Origin of the sequence: Mitsuokella apri, from assembly GCF_051886055.1 — a bacterium.
Taxonomy (GTDB): Bacteria; Bacillota; Negativicutes; order Selenomonadales; family Selenomonadaceae; genus Mitsuokella.
The window spans coordinates 60,260-77,368 of record NZ_JBJEXT010000033.1; the positions used below are offsets into that span (position 1 = coordinate 60,260).

Annotated in this window: 13 protein-coding genes and 4 tRNA genes; 1 reads left to right on the plus strand and 16 read right to left on the minus strand. The window is 53.9% G+C overall.

Going from position 1 to position 17,109, the window contains the following annotated elements:
* Positions 1-55: 55 nt before the first annotated feature.
* The 16 genes from rpoC to map all read right to left on the minus strand — a co-directional run bounded on the left by rpoC (position 56) and on the right by map (position 15,987).
* On the minus strand, positions 56-4,075 hold the full coding sequence (gene rpoC, locus ACI4OH_RS04095; protein ID WP_439784230.1) for a DNA-directed RNA polymerase subunit beta': 4,020 nt from the start codon (positions 4,073-4,075) through the stop codon (positions 56-58).
* Between the two features lie 18 nt (positions 4,076-4,093).
* Positions 4,094-7,816, minus strand: coding sequence for a DNA-directed RNA polymerase subunit beta (gene rpoB / locus ACI4OH_RS04100; protein ID WP_439784246.1), 3,723 nt, complete (start codon positions 7,814-7,816; stop codon positions 4,094-4,096).
* A gap of 269 nt (positions 7,817-8,085) precedes the next feature.
* Entirely contained in the window at positions 8,086-8,454 is a 369-nt protein-coding gene (gene rplL / locus ACI4OH_RS04105) for a 50S ribosomal protein L7/L12 (RefSeq protein ID WP_432646931.1), read from the minus strand.
* A 93-nt stretch (positions 8,455-8,547) separates the two neighbouring features.
* On the minus strand, positions 8,548-9,087 hold the full coding sequence (gene rplJ / locus ACI4OH_RS04110) for a 50S ribosomal protein L10 (protein WP_295634379.1): 540 nt from the start codon (positions 9,085-9,087) through the stop codon (positions 8,548-8,550).
* Between the two features lie 201 nt (positions 9,088-9,288).
* Positions 9,289-9,969 (minus strand): 50S ribosomal protein L1, encoded by a 681-nt coding sequence (rplA, locus tag ACI4OH_RS04115; protein WP_295716132.1) that lies wholly within the window; start codon positions 9,967-9,969, stop codon positions 9,289-9,291.
* Between the two features lie 71 nt (positions 9,970-10,040).
* The gene (gene rplK / locus ACI4OH_RS04120) at positions 10,041-10,466 is read right to left on the minus strand and encodes a 50S ribosomal protein L11 (RefSeq protein ID WP_005839123.1); all 426 of its coding nucleotides are present in this window, start codon (positions 10,464-10,466) and stop codon (positions 10,041-10,043) included.
* Positions 10,467-10,507: 41 nt separating this feature from the next.
* Positions 10,508-11,062 carry a transcription termination/antitermination protein NusG gene (gene nusG / locus ACI4OH_RS04125; RefSeq protein WP_432646932.1) on the minus strand — a complete coding sequence of 185 codons (555 nt, stop codon included), beginning with the start codon at positions 11,060-11,062 and terminating at the stop codon, positions 10,508-10,510.
* Positions 11,063-11,078: 16 nt separating this feature from the next.
* Positions 11,079-11,258 carry a preprotein translocase subunit SecE gene (gene secE / locus ACI4OH_RS04130; protein ID WP_432646933.1) on the minus strand — a complete coding sequence of 60 codons (180 nt, stop codon included), beginning with the start codon at positions 11,256-11,258 and terminating at the stop codon, positions 11,079-11,081.
* A 32-nt stretch (positions 11,259-11,290) separates the two neighbouring features.
* Entirely contained in the window at positions 11,291-11,440 is a 150-nt protein-coding gene (gene rpmG, locus ACI4OH_RS04135; protein WP_075431109.1) for a 50S ribosomal protein L33, read from the minus strand.
* 182 nt (positions 11,441-11,622) lie between these two features.
* A tRNA-Met gene (locus tag ACI4OH_RS04140) sits at positions 11,623-11,699 on the minus strand.
* 9 nt (positions 11,700-11,708) lie between these two features.
* A tRNA-Thr gene (locus ACI4OH_RS04145) sits at positions 11,709-11,784 on the minus strand.
* 10 nt (positions 11,785-11,794) lie between these two features.
* Positions 11,795-11,870: transfer RNA gene (locus tag ACI4OH_RS04150), tRNA-Met, on the minus strand.
* A 47-nt stretch (positions 11,871-11,917) separates the two neighbouring features.
* Positions 11,918-11,993 (minus strand) — tRNA-Met (locus ACI4OH_RS04155).
* Positions 11,994-12,212: 219 nt separating this feature from the next.
* Positions 12,213-13,520 (minus strand): diphosphate--fructose-6-phosphate 1-phosphotransferase, encoded by a 1,308-nt coding sequence (gene pfp / locus ACI4OH_RS04160; RefSeq protein WP_432647053.1) that lies wholly within the window; start codon positions 13,518-13,520, stop codon positions 12,213-12,215.
* A gap of 233 nt (positions 13,521-13,753) precedes the next feature.
* The gene (locus tag ACI4OH_RS04165) at positions 13,754-15,079 is read right to left on the minus strand and encodes a DEAD/DEAH box helicase (RefSeq protein ID WP_439784231.1); all 1,326 of its coding nucleotides are present in this window, start codon (positions 15,077-15,079) and stop codon (positions 13,754-13,756) included.
* Between the two features lie 35 nt (positions 15,080-15,114).
* Positions 15,115-15,987, minus strand: a complete 873-nt coding sequence (gene map, locus ACI4OH_RS04170) for a type I methionyl aminopeptidase (RefSeq protein ID WP_295635516.1) — start codon at positions 15,985-15,987, stop codon at positions 15,115-15,117.
* A 235-nt stretch (positions 15,988-16,222) separates the two neighbouring features.
* Between map and ACI4OH_RS04175 the strand changes: the two genes are divergently transcribed.
* Positions 16,223-17,068, plus strand: coding sequence for a polysaccharide deacetylase family protein (locus ACI4OH_RS04175; protein ID WP_435721279.1), 846 nt, complete (start codon positions 16,223-16,225; stop codon positions 17,066-17,068).
* The last annotated feature ends 41 nt before the right edge of the window (positions 17,069-17,109 follow it).

The following is a 17,109-nucleotide window of genomic DNA, read 5'->3' on the forward strand; positions in this document are numbered from 1 at the left end:
ACCCTCCCCGCAGGCGGGGAAGGTTTTCTTTTTATGCATTTATCAGAGATGCAGCTCAGGCATTTGCCGTATCTGCCGGAGTCTCTTCCGTGCTGTCTTCAGCAGCCGGAGCTTCCTCCGCCGGTTTCGGGTCGTTATCGATGACCTTGAGGTTGCGGTAACGGCTCATGCCCGTACCAGCCGGAATGAGTTTGCCGATGATGACATTCTCTTTGAGGCCGATGAGCGGATCTACCTTGCCCTTGATGGCAGCATCCGTCAGGACACGAGTCGTTTCCTGGAACGATGCAGCCGACAGGAAGGAATCCGTAGCGAGGGAAGCCTTCGTGATACCGAGCAGGATTGGCTTAGCCACAGCCGGCTCGCCGCCTTCCTCGATAGCCTTCGTGTTGGCACCCTCGAAAGCGTTGATATCGATGTACTCGCCCGGCAGGAAATCCGTGCTGCCGGATTCCTCGATCTTCACCTTGTGAAGCATCTGACGGACCATGACTTCGATGTGTTTATCGTTGATTTCAACACCCTGAGATTTGTATACCTTCTGTACTTCGTACACGAGGTAGCGCTGCGTAGCCTGCAGACCGCAGACGCGCAGGATGTCATGCGGGTTGACCGAGCCTTCGGTAAGCTTGTCGCCAGGGACGAGGTGCATCCCCTGCTTGACGTGCATGCGTGCACCGTACGGGATAGCATATTCGCGCGGCTGACCTTCCGACGGACGGATGGTGACTTTGCGCATGCCCTTGCCCGTATCTTCGACTTCGGCATCGCCTTCGATCTCAGCGATGATGGCATGATGCTTCGGTTTGCGTGCTTCGAACAGTTCTTCGACACGCGGAAGACCCTGGGTGATATCGTCACCGGCAACACCGCCGGAGTGGAACGTACGCATGGTGAGCTGCGTGCCCGGCTCGCCGATGGACTGTGCGGCAATCGTACCGACAGCCTCGCCGATTTCAACCTCAGCCTGGTTGGCAAGGTCACGGCCATAGCACTTGACGCAGACACCGAACTGCGATTTGCAGGTCAGGACGCTGCGGATGGATACGCGGTCGCGTACCTTCTCGATGCGTTTTGCGAGGTCTTCATCCACCATATCGTTGATGGAAGCAATGCGCTCGCCCGTCTCCGGATCATCGATGTCTTCAGCGAGGAAACGGCCGACGATACGCTCTGCGAGCGATTCGATGATGCCGTCGCCTTCCTTGATGGCTTCGACTTCAATGCCGCGGACGTTGTTGTTGCGGATGTGGATTTCCTTGGCATCGCTGTCAAGGGCCTTCTGGATGTCATCCTGCGTAAGCTTCGTGCCAGCTTCGAGGACAACCGTGCCATCCGGATTGACAACATCATGCGTGATTTCCTTGCCGTTCATCTCCTGGAAGATAGCCTGGCGCGTCTTTTCACGCTCTTTGTCGTCCGGCTCGCCGAGAGTGATGACTTCCGTAATCATCGCGTTGGAAAGCGATGCCTCCGAAGCCAGCGAAGAGCCGCGTACCATGATTTCATGAACGTTCTTCTCACCGATTGTCGTGAGTTTCTCCTCATCGAGAATCGTGTCTTTCGGGAACAGAACTTCCTTCGTCTCCGGATCCATGACATCAGCGCCGAGCAGACGGCCCATGAGGCTGTCGTTGAGGAGCTCAAGAGCATCGAACGTCGAAGGAACGAGACGTGCGCGGTCCTGAACGAGGTTCAGCGTCGAGACATCGCAGTCCTCTTCGCGGACAATGACATCCTGAGCGACGTCGACGAGACGGCGTGTGAGGTAACCCGAGTCAGCCGTACGCAGTGCCGTATCAGCAAGACCTTTGCGGGCGCCATGCGAAGAAATGAAGTAATCGGATACCGAGAGGCCTTCACGGAAGTTGGCCGTGATTGGCAGGTCGATGATCTTACCGGACGGGTCAGCCATAAGGCCGCGCATGCCGGCGAGCTGACGCATCTGCTGTTTATTACCGCGGGCACCGGAGTCAGCCATCATGAAGATTGGGTTGAAGGCGTCCATGTTGTCCATCATGGCATCAGCGACATCGTCCGTGGCTTTCGACCACAGAGCAACGACCTTATGATAACGCTCGTCTTCCGTGATAAGACCGCGGTCATACTGACGCTCGACCTTATTGACGACTTTCTGCGTATCGTTGATGATGGTTTCCTTCTGCGGCGGCACGATGACATCGGAAATAGCGATGGACATGCCGGCGATGCAGGCGTAATGGTAACCGAGGTTCTTGACGTTATCGATGACTTCTGCCGTCTTCGTAGCGCCAAAGTGGTTGTAGCAGTTGGCAACGAGTGCACCGAGCTGCTTTTTCTTCATGAGGATGCCGAGGCCCCACGAGCCATCGTCCTCCTTATGGAAGTAACGGAGTTCCGGCGGCAGGATCTCGTTGAAGATCATGCGGCCGAGGCTCGTCTTGACGAGCGAAGTTTCGCCGTCCGGCGTCTTCATGCGGCACTGCAGGGATGCCTGCAGTTCGAGGTCATGCTGCTGATAAGCGAGCAGTGCCTCAGCAATGCCCGTGACGACCATGCCCTCGCCCTTAGCACCCGGCCTGAGAATCGTCAGGTAGTAGGAACCGAGCACCATATCCTGTGTCGGTACGATGATTGGTTTGCCGTCTTTCGGTGCGAGGATGTGGTTGGCTGCGAGCATGAGGATGCGGGCCTCAGCCTGTGCCTCAGCCGACAGCGGCAGATGGATAGCCATCTGGTCACCATCGAAGTCGGCGTTGTAAGCCGTGCAGGCCAGCGGATGAAGCTTCAGGGCATGGCCCTCAGTGAGGACCGGCTCGAAAGCCTGAATGCCGAGGCGGTGCAGCGTCGGGGCACGGTTCAAGAGAACCGGATGCTCCTTGATGACGTCTTCGAGGACATCCCAGACTTCTGGGCGTGCGCGTTCTACCATGCGCTTCGCGCTCTTGATATTGTGGGCAGCACCCGAAGCAACGAGCTTCTTCATGACAAACGGCTTGAAGAGCTCGAGAGCCATGACTTTCGGCAGGCCGCACTGATGCAGCTTGAGTTCCGGACCGACAACGATAACGGAACGGCCGGAATAGTCAACGCGCTTGCCGAGCAGGTTCTGACGGAAACGGCCCTGTTTGCCCTTCAGCATGTCGGAAAGGGATTTCAGCGGACGGTTGCCCGGGCCCGTGACCGGACGGCCGCGGCGGCCGTTATCAATCAGGGCATCGACAGCTTCCTGCAGCATGCGTTTCTCGTTGCGCACGATGATGTCCGGCGCACCGAGGTCGAGAAGGCGCTTGAGGCGGTTGTTGCGGTTGATGACGCGGCGGTAGAGGTCATTGAGGTCGGACGTTGCAAAACGGCCGCCGTCGAGCTGTACCATCGGGCGCAGGTCTGGCGGGATGACCGGCACAACGTCGAGAATCATCCACGACGGCTTGTTGCCGGATTTGCGGAAGGCCTCGACGACTTCGAGACGGCGGATGGCACGGACTTTCTTCTGGCCGGAAGCCGTGCGGACTTCCTTGCGCAGGACTTCGCTCATGCGGTCGAGGTCGAGCTCTTCAAGGAGCTCTTTGATGGCCTCGGCGCCCATGCCGACGCGGAACGTATTGCCATATTTCTCAAGTGCTTCATGGTAGTCCTTCTCGGAGAGCAGGCTCTTCTTCGTGAGGTCCGTCTCGCCCGGGTCAAGGACAATATAGTAGGCAAAGTAAAGGACTTTTTCGAGGGCACGCGGCGAGATGTCAAGAATCAGGCCCATGCGGCTCGGGATGCCTTTGAAATACCAGATATGGGAGACCGGAGCAGCGAGCTCGATATGGCCCATGCGCTCACGGCGGACTTTCGCCCGCGTCACCTCGACGCCGCAGCGGTCGCAGATGATGCCCTTATAACGGATGCGCTTGTACTTGCCGCAGTGACATTCCCAGTCACGCGTCGGTCCGAAAATGCGCTCGCAGAACAGGCCGTCACGCTCTGGCTTGAGCGTGCGGTAGTTGATGGTCTCCGGCTTCTTGACTTCGCCGTAGGACCACTCCCGGATTTTCTCCGGCGAAGCAAGCCCGATGCGCATCGAATCAAAATTATTTACATCCAGCAAAGAGATGACACTCCCTTCTTATTTCTCATCTTTTCCATCTTCGGACGGATCTACGATCGAACCGAGGCTGCCGATATCGGCAATGATGTCATCCGGCTTCTCATCGTCGGACGGAGCACCTTCGTCGTAATGGTCAGCGGCATCGGCCTTGGCAGCGGCATCCTCGCCCTTCGACGGGTCAACACCTGCTACATCGAGGTCGAGATTCTTTGCCTTTTCGTTGATGTTCTCATCATCGTCATCGTCATCCTGGATCGTGATTTCCTTGGCATCCTCATTGAGGACCTTGATATCAAGACCAATGGACTGGAGCTCTTTGATGAGGACCTTGAAGGATTCCGGAACACCCGGTTCAGGGATATTCTCACCTTTGACGATTGCTTCGTATGCCTTGACACGGCCGACGACATCATCGGACTTGACCGTGAGGATTTCCTGCAGCGTGTAGGCAGCACCGTAAGCCTCGAGAGCCCAAACCTCCATTTCGCCGAAGCGCTGGCCGCCGAACTGTGCTTTACCACCGAGCGGCTGCTGCGTGACGAGGGAGTACGGGCCCGTGGAACGGGCATGAATTTTATCATCGACGAGGTGATGCAGTTTAAGGAAGTACGTGCAGCCGACCATGACGCGGTTCTCGAACGGTTCACCCGTGCGGCCGTCGTAAAGAACCGTCTTGCCGTCGAGCGGCAGGCCGGCAGCCTTGATCGTGCCGAATACTTCTTCGTCGCTCGCGCCATCGAAGACCGGCGTAGCGATATGGAGACCTGCAACATCCGGTTTCGGCATGCCGAGGCGGTCGACATCGTAGCCGAGGTCACGCAGGCGCTGCTCAATCGTCGGATTGTGCTCCTTAATCTGTTTGCCGATTTCAAGGACGGCACGGCCGAGGTGCGCCTCGAGGATCTGTCCGATATTCATACGGGACGGGACACCCAGAGGATTCAGAACAATATCGACCGGCGTGCCATCCGGCAGGAACGGCATGTCTTCCTGGCGCATAATGCGCGAAACGACACCCTTGTTGCCGTGACGGCCTGCCATCTTATCACCGACGGAAATCTTACGCTTCTGAGCGATGTAGACGCGCACGAGGCGGTTGACGCCCGGCGGCAGCTCATCGTTGTTCTCGCGGCTGAAGATCTTGACGTCGACAATCTTGCCCTGCTCGCCATGCGGCACGCGCAGCGACGTGTCGCGGACTTCGCGGGCCTTCTCGCCAAAGATAGCGCGCAGCAGGCGCTCCTCGGCCGTCAGCTCCGTCTCGCCTTTCGGCGTGACCTTGCCGACGAGGATATCGCCAGGACGTACATCGGCACCAATCGAGATGATGCCTTCTTCATCGAGGTCCTTCAGGGCATCTTCGGCAACATTCGGAATGTCGCGCGTGATTTCCTCAGGTCCGAGCTTCGTATCACGGGCATCGCATTCGTATTCCTCGATATGGATGGACGTGTAGATATCACGCTTGACAAGGTTCTCGGACAGGAGGACAGCATCCTCGTAGTTGTAGCCTTCCCAAGGCATGTAGGCAACGATGATATTGTAGCCGAGAGCGAGCTCGCCGTGGTCTGTAGCAGGACCGTCAGCAATCGGCTGCTTCTCCTCTACTTCGTCGCCTTTATAGACAATCGGGACCTGATTGATGCAGGTGCCCTGGTTGGAACGCAGGAATTTCTGCAGTTTATAGTGGTCAAGTTCGCCATCTTTCGTGCGGACATTGATGTAATCTGCCGTGACTTCCTCGACAACACCGGCATGCTTGGCGAGAACCATGACGCCGGAGTCGCAGGCTGCCTTGTACTCCATGCCCGTACCGACGAGCGGAGCCTGCGTGCGCAGCAAAGGAACAGCCTGACGCTGCATGTTTGCACCCATCAGAGCACGGTTCGCATCATCGTTTTCGAGGAATGGGATCATCGTCGTGGCAATCGAGAAGACCTGACGCGGGCTGACGTCCATGTAGTCAACCGTTTCGCGTGCATGCAGACCCGTTTCTTCATTATAACGTGCCGTGACGCGCTCATTGACAAACCATTCGTTGTCATCGAGCGGCTCATTGGCCTGGGCGATGACGAGCTCATCCTCTTCATCAGCCGTCAGATAACGGACTTCATCCGTCACGCGGTGATTTTCTTTATCGACGCGGCGGTACGGCGTTTCCATAAAACCGAACTGGTTGACGCGCGCGTACGTGGCGAGCGAACCGATAAGACCGATGTTCGGGCCTTCTGGGGACTCAACCGGGCACATGCGGCCGTAATGGGAGTTGTGAACATCGCGGACTTCGAAGCCTGCGCGCTCACGGGAAAGACCGCCAGGGCCAAGGGCCGACAGACGGCGTTTATGCGTAAGTTCAGACAGCGGGTTGTGCTGGTCCATGAACTGCGAGAGCTGGGAGGAACCGAAGAATTCCTTAACCGCTGCGACGACCGGACGAATGTTGATGAGTGCCTGCGGCGTAATGACATCGACATCCTGAATCGTCATGCGCTCGCGGACCACGCGCTCCATGCGCGAAAGGCCGATGCGGAACTGATTCTGCAGGAGTTCGCCGACGGCGCGTACACGGCGGTTGCCGAGGTGGTCGATATCATCCGTCGAACCGAAGCCATCCATGAGGTTCAAAAGATAGCTGATGGACGCCATGATATCGTTTTTCGTGATCGTGCGGTCATGGATATCAAGCGTTGGCGAGCAGAGCAGGCGGACTTTCGTGCCGTCTTTCTTTAAGAGGTACAGCGTAATGAGCTTGCCTTCGCCAAAGAGCTGCTTCTCGCGCTCAACGTCCACGGCATCGAGCATGTCTTCCGTAACGGTTTCGCCCTGCGGAATGACAATCTCGCCCGTTTTGTGGTCGACAATTGGCTCAGCGAGAACCTTGCCGAGAATGCGGCGCTTCCAGCCGAGTTTCTTCGTGAGTTTATAGCGGCCGACCGTAGCGAGGTCGTAGCGTTTCGGGTCAAAGAACAGCGAATTGAGGAGCTGCGTAGCATTGTCCTCATTGGCCGGCTCGCCCGGACGCAGGCGCTTGTAAATCTCGATAACGGCCTTGCCCTGCGACTTGACTTCTTCGCCATCGCGCTCAATCGTATTGAGCATGCGCGGGTCGTCACCAAAGAGTTCAAGGATTTTCTCATCAGTATCAAAACCGAGTGCACGGATGAAATACGTCACCGGCATCTTGCGCGTGCGGTCGATGCGGACGGAAATGACGTCATTGGCATCCGTCTCGAGCTCGATCCAGGCACCGCGGTTTGGAATGACCGTTGCATTGTAGAGATGCTTGCCCGTCGGGTCGATCTCCTCGCCGTAATAGGCACCTGGAGAACGAACGAGCTGGCTGACAATGACACGTTCTGCACCATTGATGATGAACGTACCCGTATCCGTCATGAGCGGAAAATCGCCCATGAATACTTCCTGCTCCTTGATTTCACCTGTCTCGCGATTGATAAGGCGGACATTTACCCGAAGAGGTGCTGCCAGCGTCACATCGCGCTCTTTGCACTCGTCGAGGTCATATTTTGGCTCGCCGAGCGAGAAGCTCTCGAAGGACAAGACAAGATTTCCGGAGAAATCCTGAATTGGTGAGATATCACGGAAGATTTCCTGCAGTCCTTTATCGAGGAACCACTTGTAACTGTTCCGCTGGATGTCCAGCAGATGCGGCATTTCCATGACCTCTTTGATTCTGGCATAGCTATACCTGGTTCGTTTGCCCACCGGCACAGGATTAAACATTAAATCCTTCACCCCTTAGCCTGATTTTACTAGAATGTTTTTTGAAAGATAGGGAAACAACACAAATAGACGCGGAATCATAAAACAAGAAAAAAACAAGGTTTGCTTATATTTTTGCACCTTGCTTCCGTTCCTTTCCGCTGACACATAGTTATCCCTATTCAATTTCCTGTAGTTTAACACTATACCATAGGTTTTCACACCTGTCAAGTAAAGTATCAAAAAAAGAACCGTCCCTAAGGACGGTTCCTGTATCAGCAAAACTGAAATTACTTCAGCTCAACCGTAGCGCCAGCCTCTTCGAGCTTAGCCTTGAGAGCTTCAGCGTCAGCCTTGGCAATGTTCTCTTTGACCGGAGCCGGAGCGCCATCAACGAGAGCCTTAGCTTCCTTCAGGCCGAGGCCCGTAGCTTCACGGACAGCCTTGATAACGTTGATCTTCTTGTCGCCGATAGCGGAGAGAACGACCGTGAATTCCGTCTTCTCTTCAGCAGCAGCACCAGCGCCAGCGCCAGCAGCAGCAACTGCAACCGGAGCAGCAGCGCTTACGCCGAACTTGTCTTCCATAGCCTTTACGAGCTCGGACAGCTCGAGGACAGTCATGTTTTCAATGGCTTCCATGATTTCTTCTTTAGTCATTTGATTTTTCCTCCAATGTTTTGTTATTTTCGATTTGAATTCTTCTTATTTTATTTCTTAAAACCTCAGGCAGCTTTTTGCTGCTGAATGGAATTAAGCGGACTCTTTCTGCGCGCGGATTGCGTCAAGCACATAAACCGCATTGCGGATAACGCCCTGCAGAACGTTGACCGTATTCGAGATCGGCGCGTTCATGCTGCCAAGCAGTTTGGCAATGAGTTCCTCGCGGGACGGCAGAGCTGCCAGAGCCTTGACTTCGTCAACGCCGATGACTTTGCCTTCAACCATACCGACTTTAACCGTCAGTACCTCAGCATCCTCAAGCTTGTTCTTCTTGATGAAGCCGCAGATAACTTTTGCCGGAGCAACGGCATCCTCCTTGGAGAATGCGAAAGCCGTCGTGCCTTCGAGGTGCTCTTCGATGCCCTCGATACCAGCCTCTTTGGCGGCGATGCGGAGCATCGTGTTCTTTACAACGTGATAGGAAACACCGGCTTCGCGGAGCTCACGGCGGAGTTCCGTATCCTGTGCAACCGTAAGGCCTTTGTAGCTCGTAAGAACGACGCCCTTAGCGGACTCGAGCTGCTCCTTGAGCTGAGCTACGACAGCCTGTTTTGCGGAAGTAACACCCATTCTATTACACCTCCTGTCATTTTAGATTTTAAAACAGATTCAAAAAACCTCCGGCTGTCCGCCGGAGGTCACAATTTTCAAAGTTAGGTGACTCCGGCCTCGGCAGGCGACATAATTCGTCGTTAGATGATGAAATATCAAACCTGCTGTCTACAGCCTTCGATATGCGATTGGAGACCGGAGTCTCGTCTGACCCTTAAATTAGAACTGGACTGGGATGCCAGGGCCCATCGTTGCGCTTACCGTAACGGAGCGGATGTACTGTCCCTTTGCAGCAGCCGGTTTTACGCGGATCAGTGTATCAATCAGGGCCTGGAAGTTCTGCTGAAGCTTCTCAGCGTCGAACGATGCCTTGCCGATCGGGCAATGAACATTGCCGGCTTTATCGGTGCGGTATTCGACTTTACCTGCTTTAATCTCGCTGATTGCCTTCGTGAGATCCATCGTTACCGTACCGAGTTTCGGGTTCGGCATGAGGCCACGAGGGCCGAGGATCTTACCGAGACGACCAACCGTACCCATCATATCCGGCGTAGCGACAGCGACATCGAAGTCGAGCCAGCCACCCTGGATCTTCTGGACGATTTCATCGGAGCCAACGAAGTCTGCACCTGCAGCTTCTGCCTCCTTGACTTTCTCGCCTTTTGCAAAGACGAGGACGCGCTTGGATTTGCCCGTGCCATGCGGCAGGACCATAGCGCCGCGGACCTGCTGATCAGCATACTTCGGATCAACGCCGAGACGGACGTGCAGTTCGATCGTCTCATCGAACTTCTTCGTAGCCGTCTTCTTGACGAGTTCCATTGCTTCAGCGGCCGTGTAAAGCTTGCCAGCCTCTACGAGTTTGGCAGCTTCCTGATATTTCTTACCAGCTTTAGCCATTTTGTTGTTTCTCCTTTTTGTGGTTGTAACGGTATTGCCTCCCACGGGAGGAAGGATTGAGACAGTCGGGATTAGTCGACGATCTCGATACCCATGCTGCGAGCCGTACCCTCGATCATGCGGGTAGCAGCCTCGATATCGCCAGCGTTCAGATCTTTCATCTTGCTCTCAGCGATTTCCTGTGCCTTTGCACGCGGCAGCTTTGCGACCTTGTTCTTGTTCGGCTCACCAGAAGCCTTTTCAAGACCAGCAGCCTTCTTCAGAAGGACAGCAGCCGGCGGAGTCTTCGTGATGAACGTGAAGGATCTATCCTCAAAAACCGTGATGACAACTGGAATCGTCAGACCAGCCTGTGCTTTGGTTCTCTCGTTGAATTCCTTACAAAAGCCCATGATGTTGACACCAGCCTGGCCCAGTGCAGGACCTACCGGAGGAGCCGGATTAGCTTTGCCAGCCATAACCTGAAGCTTTACGATTTTAGAAACTTTCTTAGCCATTGTTATTTTCACCTCCTAAAAATGATACTTGGTGGTTCCGCTCAAAGCTTTTCGACCTGATCGAAACCAAGATCAATCGGCGTCTCTTCGACGATGACCTTCAGGCGCGCTTTTTCCTCATCGATTTCGGAAACCGTGCCCGTGTAGTTTTCGAAGACACCGGAATTGATGCGAACGACATCCCCGACTGCGACATCGAGCTCGGGTTTATGCTGTTCTTCTTCGCCCATGGATTTCAGAATACGTTTTGCCTCAGCATCGGTAAGCGGTATCGGATGCTTCTCAGAGCCGACGAAACCGGTAACACCGGTGGTGTTGCGCACAACGTACCAGGAATGTTCATCGACAATCATGTCGACGAGCACATATCCAGGGAAGACCTTTCTCGGAACGACTTTCTTCTTGCCGTCTTTGATCTCGACCTCATCCTCAACCGGTACAACCACATTGAAGATCATGTCGCCCATGTTGGCCGTGTGGATCAGGCGTTCAAGATTAGCCTTTACCTTGTTCTCATAGCCCGAATACGTATGGATTACATACCAGGCTCTGCCAGGATTATCCTTCTTGAGGTCCATCTCGTCTTTATCTGCCATGCTTATCTCACCCAGCTTACCTTAAAATGATGTGGAACAATCTCGCGAAGATCGTATCGCAAATCCAGATCAAGGCGCAGACCACTGCGACTGCGATGCCGACGACAATGGTATAATTGACGAGCTCCTTCTTAGTGGACCAGGATACTTTTTTCATCTCTGCGACTACTTCGCCCAGGAACTTCTTCACAATCACTTCACATCCCCGTTCGTACTGACAACGTGTCCTTACTTCGTTTCCTTATGCAGCGTGTGCTTCTTGCAGAACTTGCAGTACTTATTGAACTCCAGACGATCCGGGTTGTTCTTCTTATTCTTGTTCGTGCGGTAGTTGCGGCTGTGGCACTCCGTGCACTCCAACGTGATATTGTTGCGCATCCTTTATTACACCCCTTACGTTGCGAAAGTTGACTTTTTCATAATGTCACTAATACAATTTAGCACAATCAGCGGGCGCTGTCAATAAAAAATCCTTGACAAAAGAAAAATCTTTTTTCACGTCCTGCCGCTCTGCCCTATGACATAAATAAAACCCCTGCATCAGGGGTTATTTGATGATTTGGTGGCGGCACAGAGATTTGAACTCCGGACACTGCGGGTATGAACCGCATGCTCTAGCCAACTGAGCTATGCCGCCATGTATGAATGGAGCTGATAACCAGGATTGAACTGGTGACCTTATCCTTACCAAGGATACGCTCTACCGACTGAGCTATATCAGCAATCTATTCTTGGTTGCGGGGACAGGACTTGAACCTGTGACCTTCGGGTTATGAGCCCGACGAGCTACCGACTGCTCCACCCCGCGATAAAACAGATAAACTGTCTTCTATATAAATATGCGGATTATCAAATTGGTTGCGGGAACAGGACTTGAACCTGTGACCTTCGGGTTATGAGCCCGACGAGCTACCGACTGCTCCATCCCGCGATGTTTTGCATCGCCGTATTACTTCCGGCTGACAAGATATTATTATAGAGCCTTATTAGAGAGATGTCAACAGGAATTTTTTATTTTTTTCCTGTTTCGCAGAATTTATGGCCAAAACGGCTGCCGGGCATAAAAAAGCCGGGCGCAAAAATTTTACGTCCGGCTTTTCTTCTTATTTATTTTTTATATTCTCTGCACGAGAGTGTCCTAACTCCTGTATCAGGCTTTCTTATCGCCTTTGGCTGCATCGGCCTTTGGCTCTTCCGGTGCTTTGGCATGTTCATCGAAGAGATATGCATAGCGTGCCTTGAACTCTTCCGGCGTCATGCGAAAGGCATTGGCAAGCCCCGGGTCTTCAATATCCTCTTTCTCCATACGCATCATCGAACCGCGGGCAATGCGGTACTGTACGGACTTGATGTTGACCTTGCGCACACGCGTCTTGCCCGTTGCCGGGTCCTTGATGTCCTCAAAGCGCATCGGCACGGCTTCGTTGTTTTGGATGGAAATGAGAGCACCGCTGTCGCCGCTCATGAGGAAGCGGACAGCTGCATAGCCGAGCGAACGCGCGTAGTCGATATCGTACGGAATCGGCGCCGTGCAGCGCAGCTCATAGCCGATTTCCTTATCGATGATGGAGAGCTTAATACCGATTTTCTTCGTCTCGGCAAGAACGGCCTGTTTGAGGATTTCGCCAAAGTCGAGCTCACTGTAGCGGATATGGCCGTGTTCATCCGTGACGACCTCACCAAGCTTTTTGAAGTCTTCTGGAATGATTTTCTCGATGACGCCCTCGGCGATGACGGCCACGCCGTAATTCTTGCCCGTCAGGTAGCGTTTGACGATGGAACCCGTGAGGATATCGACGAGCTGCTGCAGAGGAATTTTCTCCTGCGGGAATTCTTCTGGGATGATTGTGATGGCAGCACCGGCACTGCGGCCCATGCCAAGGGCTAAGTGGCCTGCCGTACGGCCCATGGCAATCGTGAAGTACCAGCGGTTGTTCGTCGTGCGCGCATCTTCCATGAGATTCTCAATCTCTGTCGTTGCAAAGGCACGGGCCGTCTCAAAGCCGAAAGTTGGAATGCCCTCAGGCAGCGGCAAGTCGTTGTCGATGGTCTTCGGCACATGCACGACGTTGATGGTGCGGCCCATCTTACGCGCTTCTTCGGAAACAGCTGCCGAGCTGTAGGCCGTATCATCACCGCCAATGGTTACGAGGTGCGTGACGCCGAGCTCCGTCAGGGTTTCCACGACCGTGCGCAGGTCCGATTCCTTCTTTGTCGGGTTGAAACGGCTCATCTTCAGGATGCAGCCGCCCGCCATATGGATATGGCTGATGTCTTTCGGCTCAAGGCGGACGTAATTTTTCTCGCCGCGCGCGAGTCTCGAAAAGCCATCATAAATGCCGAGCACATCCCAGCCATGGCGCGTCGCTTCATTCGTGATGCCGGAAATGACACTGTTGATGCCAGGAGCCGGACCGCCGCCACAGACGATTGCGATAACTTTCTTAATGCCGATCATGGAAATTCCTCCTTAGTACAATAGAGTACGATAATCCAAGCAAGTCATGATGATTTCACGATGCCAATATGGATTTCAATTTTGATTACAGTACATCTATTCGTCCTTTTCCGGCAAATTCCTGCTTGAATTCTATTGTTTTTACAAATTTTTGACAATTATTTGCAAAAAATAAAAAAGATCCCCGTCCTTTGCTAAAGACGGGAATCTTTCTTCTATAAAATAGATTCCGCTTATTTCCTGCCGGAAAAGCCGTTTCTGCCGCGATGACCAAAATTCGTCTTTGTGCCATGCGTTTTCTGGCGGCGGCTGCGGTCGTTGCGTCCTTTATGCGATGCCCCCTTGCGGTTGGCATATTTGGAGAGCGGTTTGCGCTTGGCCTTTTTCTCCTCACACTTCTCGCGGATTTCCTTTAAAATTTTCTCCTGCTTCTCCTTGTGGCGGCGTCCGCGTTCCGAGCGCTGCTTGCGGATGCGGTCCTTGATGCCGCCCTCGATGCGGCGTAAAAGATCGTACTGACGCGCGTTGACAAAGGTGATGGCTTTGCCCTTTTCACCTGCGCGGCCCGTGCGGCCAATGCGGTGAATGTAACTTTCCGCATCGTGCGGGATATCGTAGTTGAAGACATGCGTCACGCCCTCGATGTCGAGGCCGCGCGCCGCGATATCCGTCGCGCAGAGGATCTGCAGTTCCGCCTTGCGAAAACGCTTGAGGACCAGCGTGCGCTGGACCTGGGAAAGGTCGCCGTGGAGTTCATCAACGAGATATCCGCGTGCCGCAAGAGCCATCGTGACCATGTGGGCACGCTGTTTCGTATGGCAGAAAACCATCGCCAGATACGGCTGCTCCTGATTGATAAGCTCGCAGAGCTTGTCAATCTTCGTCTCTTCCGTCGTATCGATGATGACCTGCTCAATGGCATCGAGCGTCACATGCTCTGATTTGACTTCAATATTCTGCGGCTTCTGCATATAACGCGTGGCAAGTGCCTTGATGCGCGCCGGCATCGTGGCCGAAAACAGCATGAGCTGACGGTCGGCAGCTGTCGCCTGAAGAAGTGTTTCCACGTCTTCAATGAAACCAAGGCGCATCATCTCATCGGCTTCATCGAGTACAACCTTGTTGACCTGCGAAAGGTCGATGGTCTGGCGGCGCAGATGGTCGAGGAGCCTGCCCGGCGTGCCGATGATGAGCTGTGGATGGCGGCGAAGCTTCTGTTTCTGACGCTCGATATCCTGCCCGCCAAAGATGACGAGCGAGGAAACATCGACAGCAGCACCGAGTGTCTGCGCGACTTTTGCAATCTGAATAGCCAGCTCGCGCGTCGGCGTGATGACAAGAGCCTGCGTGACTTCTGCCTGCTGTTTGATCTTCTCCATGATGGGCAGCAGAAAGGCCAGCGTCTTGCCCGTGCCAGTCTGCGCCTGAACGATGCAGTCATGTCCTGCGCGCACAACCGGAATGGCTTTTTCCTGTACCGGCGTAGCTTCCTTGATGCCATGGCCGCGCAGGGCAGCACAAAGGGCATCGCGGATACCGAGGTCCTGAAATGTTGTCATAATTTATCCTTTTCCTGTCTTTATCATCATCTGCATCAGGAAGAGAGTACTTCCGTACCCGTCTCCGTAATGAGGACCGTCTTCTCCCACTGAGCTGAGAGCTTGCCGTCCTTCGTGCGGACCGTCCAGCCGTCCCCGCGGTCGACGACGACCTTGTACGTACCTTCATTGATCATCGGCTCAACCGTCAGGATCATACCCGGTACGAGCAGCATGCCCGTATCTTTCTCACCGACGTGCGGCACAAACGGCTCAAGGTGGAAATCCTTGCCGACACCATGGCCGCCGAGGTCCGTGACAACGGAATAGCCGTTTTCATGTGCATGTGCTTCACAGGCTGCGCCGATATCACCAAGGAAATGCCACGGACGGATGGCCTCGATGCCAAGTTCCATGCATTCACGGGCGACGCGCACGAGCTTTTCGGCTTCCGGCGTCGTCTTGCCAACGATGTACATGCGCGAAGCATCAGCGTAATAGCCGTTGAGAATCGTCGTGATATCGATGTTGACGATATCCCCTTCTTTGAGAATGGTCTTCTTCGACGGAATGCCGTGGCAGACGACCTCGTTAATCGAGATGCAGACATTCTTCGGGAAGCCTTCATAATTGAGGCAGGCCGGAATGCCGCCGCGCTCACGGATGTAATCTGCAGCTGCCTGGTCGAGCGTTGCCGTATCAATGCCGGGACGGACCATTTCGGTCATGAGGTCGAGGGCGCCGTCATTGATGACACCGGCCGCACGCACCCCTGCGATATCCTTTTCATTATTGATGATATTTTTTGGCGGACGCACCTGACCGCGGAAAATGTCAAATTTCATCTCCGAGATGCGTTCATCAAAATCTTCGTGGCACTTCTTGTACTTCTTGCCGCTGCCACACCAGCACAAATCATTTCTCGTCATACGACTGTATACTCCTTTATTCTATAGAATGAACGGCTTATCGCCGCCATTTCCTAAGCATAACACACCTATATCATTATAAGACGATTTGAGGATTTGTAAAACCCTTTCTTTCTCAATCTCCTTCCTTGACCTCGTTTTCTGCTTGTTATATACTTAGCTGTATATGTAAAAACAGGCTCCTTTCAGCCTGCTTAGCCCGAACCACTATTGTGCAAGAAAAGGATGTGTCCTGATGATTACCTGGATCAAACGAATCCTGCTTCTCCTGTTCCTCCTCATCTTAGTAGTATTTGGCGTCTGTGCGTACCGCATGCACGCGGCAGCAGGCACCGTCCCTGTACTCAACTATCACCAAATCAACGACCGCGACGAAAATTCCCTGACTGTTCACACAGACGAATTCGACCAGCAGATGAAATACCTCGTCGACAACGGCTATCATACGATCACGCCCGAAGAAATGATGGATGCTTTTGAAAACGGCACGCCGCTGCCTTCCAAACCTGTCATCCTGACCTTCGATGACGGCTATGTCGATAATTACAAGAATGCTTATCCGATCCTTGAGAAATACGGTCTCAAAGGTACGATTTTCCTGATTTCCGATTTCATCGGCACGTATCCGAACTACATGACCTGGGCGCAGGTTGACGAGATGCAGCAGAGCGGCATCATTGATTTCGAGAGCCACACGCTGTCGCATCCGGAACTCGACAAACTCCCTGATGACCAGGTCATGCACCAGCTCGCGGATTCCAAGAAAGCGCTCGAATGGCGCCTGAATAAGCCCATCAATTTCATCGCCTATCCGTGCGGCTCCTATGACGAGGAGCTTTTGCGCATGACGAAGGAAGCCGGCTACCGCGCAGCGTTCACCGTCCATTACGGCCTTGCCTCCGCATCCGAGAATCCCTACATGCTCGACCGCGTGCCAATTTTTGGCTGCAATTCCCACCAGTTCCGCCGTTTCCAGCTGCGCCTCGAATACGCGCCAATCTTTGCGCCGCTCGATGCCTTGAGCCGCAGCCTCGTCAAGAACGGCCATACGATCCTCGCAAAATTTGTACCGGCACCATAATTCCATACGGCATATATCCGCCACAAAACAAAATCCCCGAG

Coding starts and splice junctions, on each gene's coding strand:
- rpoB (WP_439784246.1), bottom strand. CDS start 7,816: ATGTTTAATCCTGTGCCGGTGGGCAAACGAACCAGGTATAGCTATGCC.
- rplL (WP_432646931.1), bottom strand. CDS start 8,454: ATGACTAAAGAAGAAATCATGGAAGCCATTGAAAACATGACTGTCCTC.
- rplJ (WP_295634379.1), bottom strand. CDS start 9,087: ATGGGTGTTACTTCCGCAAAACAGGCTGTCGTAGCTCAGCTCAAGGAG.
- rplA (WP_295716132.1), bottom strand. CDS start 9,969: ATGGCTAAAGCTGGTAAGAAATATCAGGAAGCTGCCAAACTCGTAGAG.
- rplK (WP_005839123.1), bottom strand. CDS start 10,466: ATGGCTAAGAAAGTTTCTAAAATCGTAAAGCTTCAGGTTATGGCTGGC.
- nusG (WP_432646932.1), bottom strand. CDS start 11,062: ATGGCAGATAAAGACGAGATGGACCTCAAGAAGGATAATCCTGGCAGA.
- rpmG (WP_075431109.1), bottom strand. CDS start 11,440: ATGCGCAACAATATCACGTTGGAGTGCACGGAGTGCCACAGCCGCAAC.
- pfp (WP_432647053.1), bottom strand. CDS start 13,520: ATGATCGGCATTAAGAAAGTTATCGCAATCGTCTGTGGCGGCGGTCCG.
- ACI4OH_RS04165 (WP_439784231.1), bottom strand. CDS start 15,079: ATGACAACATTTCAGGACCTCGGTATCCGCGATGCCCTTTGTGCTGCC.
- map (WP_295635516.1), bottom strand. CDS start 15,987: ATGACGAGAAATGATTTGTGCTGGTGTGGCAGCGGCAAGAAGTACAAG.
- ACI4OH_RS04175 (WP_435721279.1), top strand. CDS start 16,223: ATGATTACCTGGATCAAACGAATCCTGCTTCTCCTGTTCCTCCTCATC.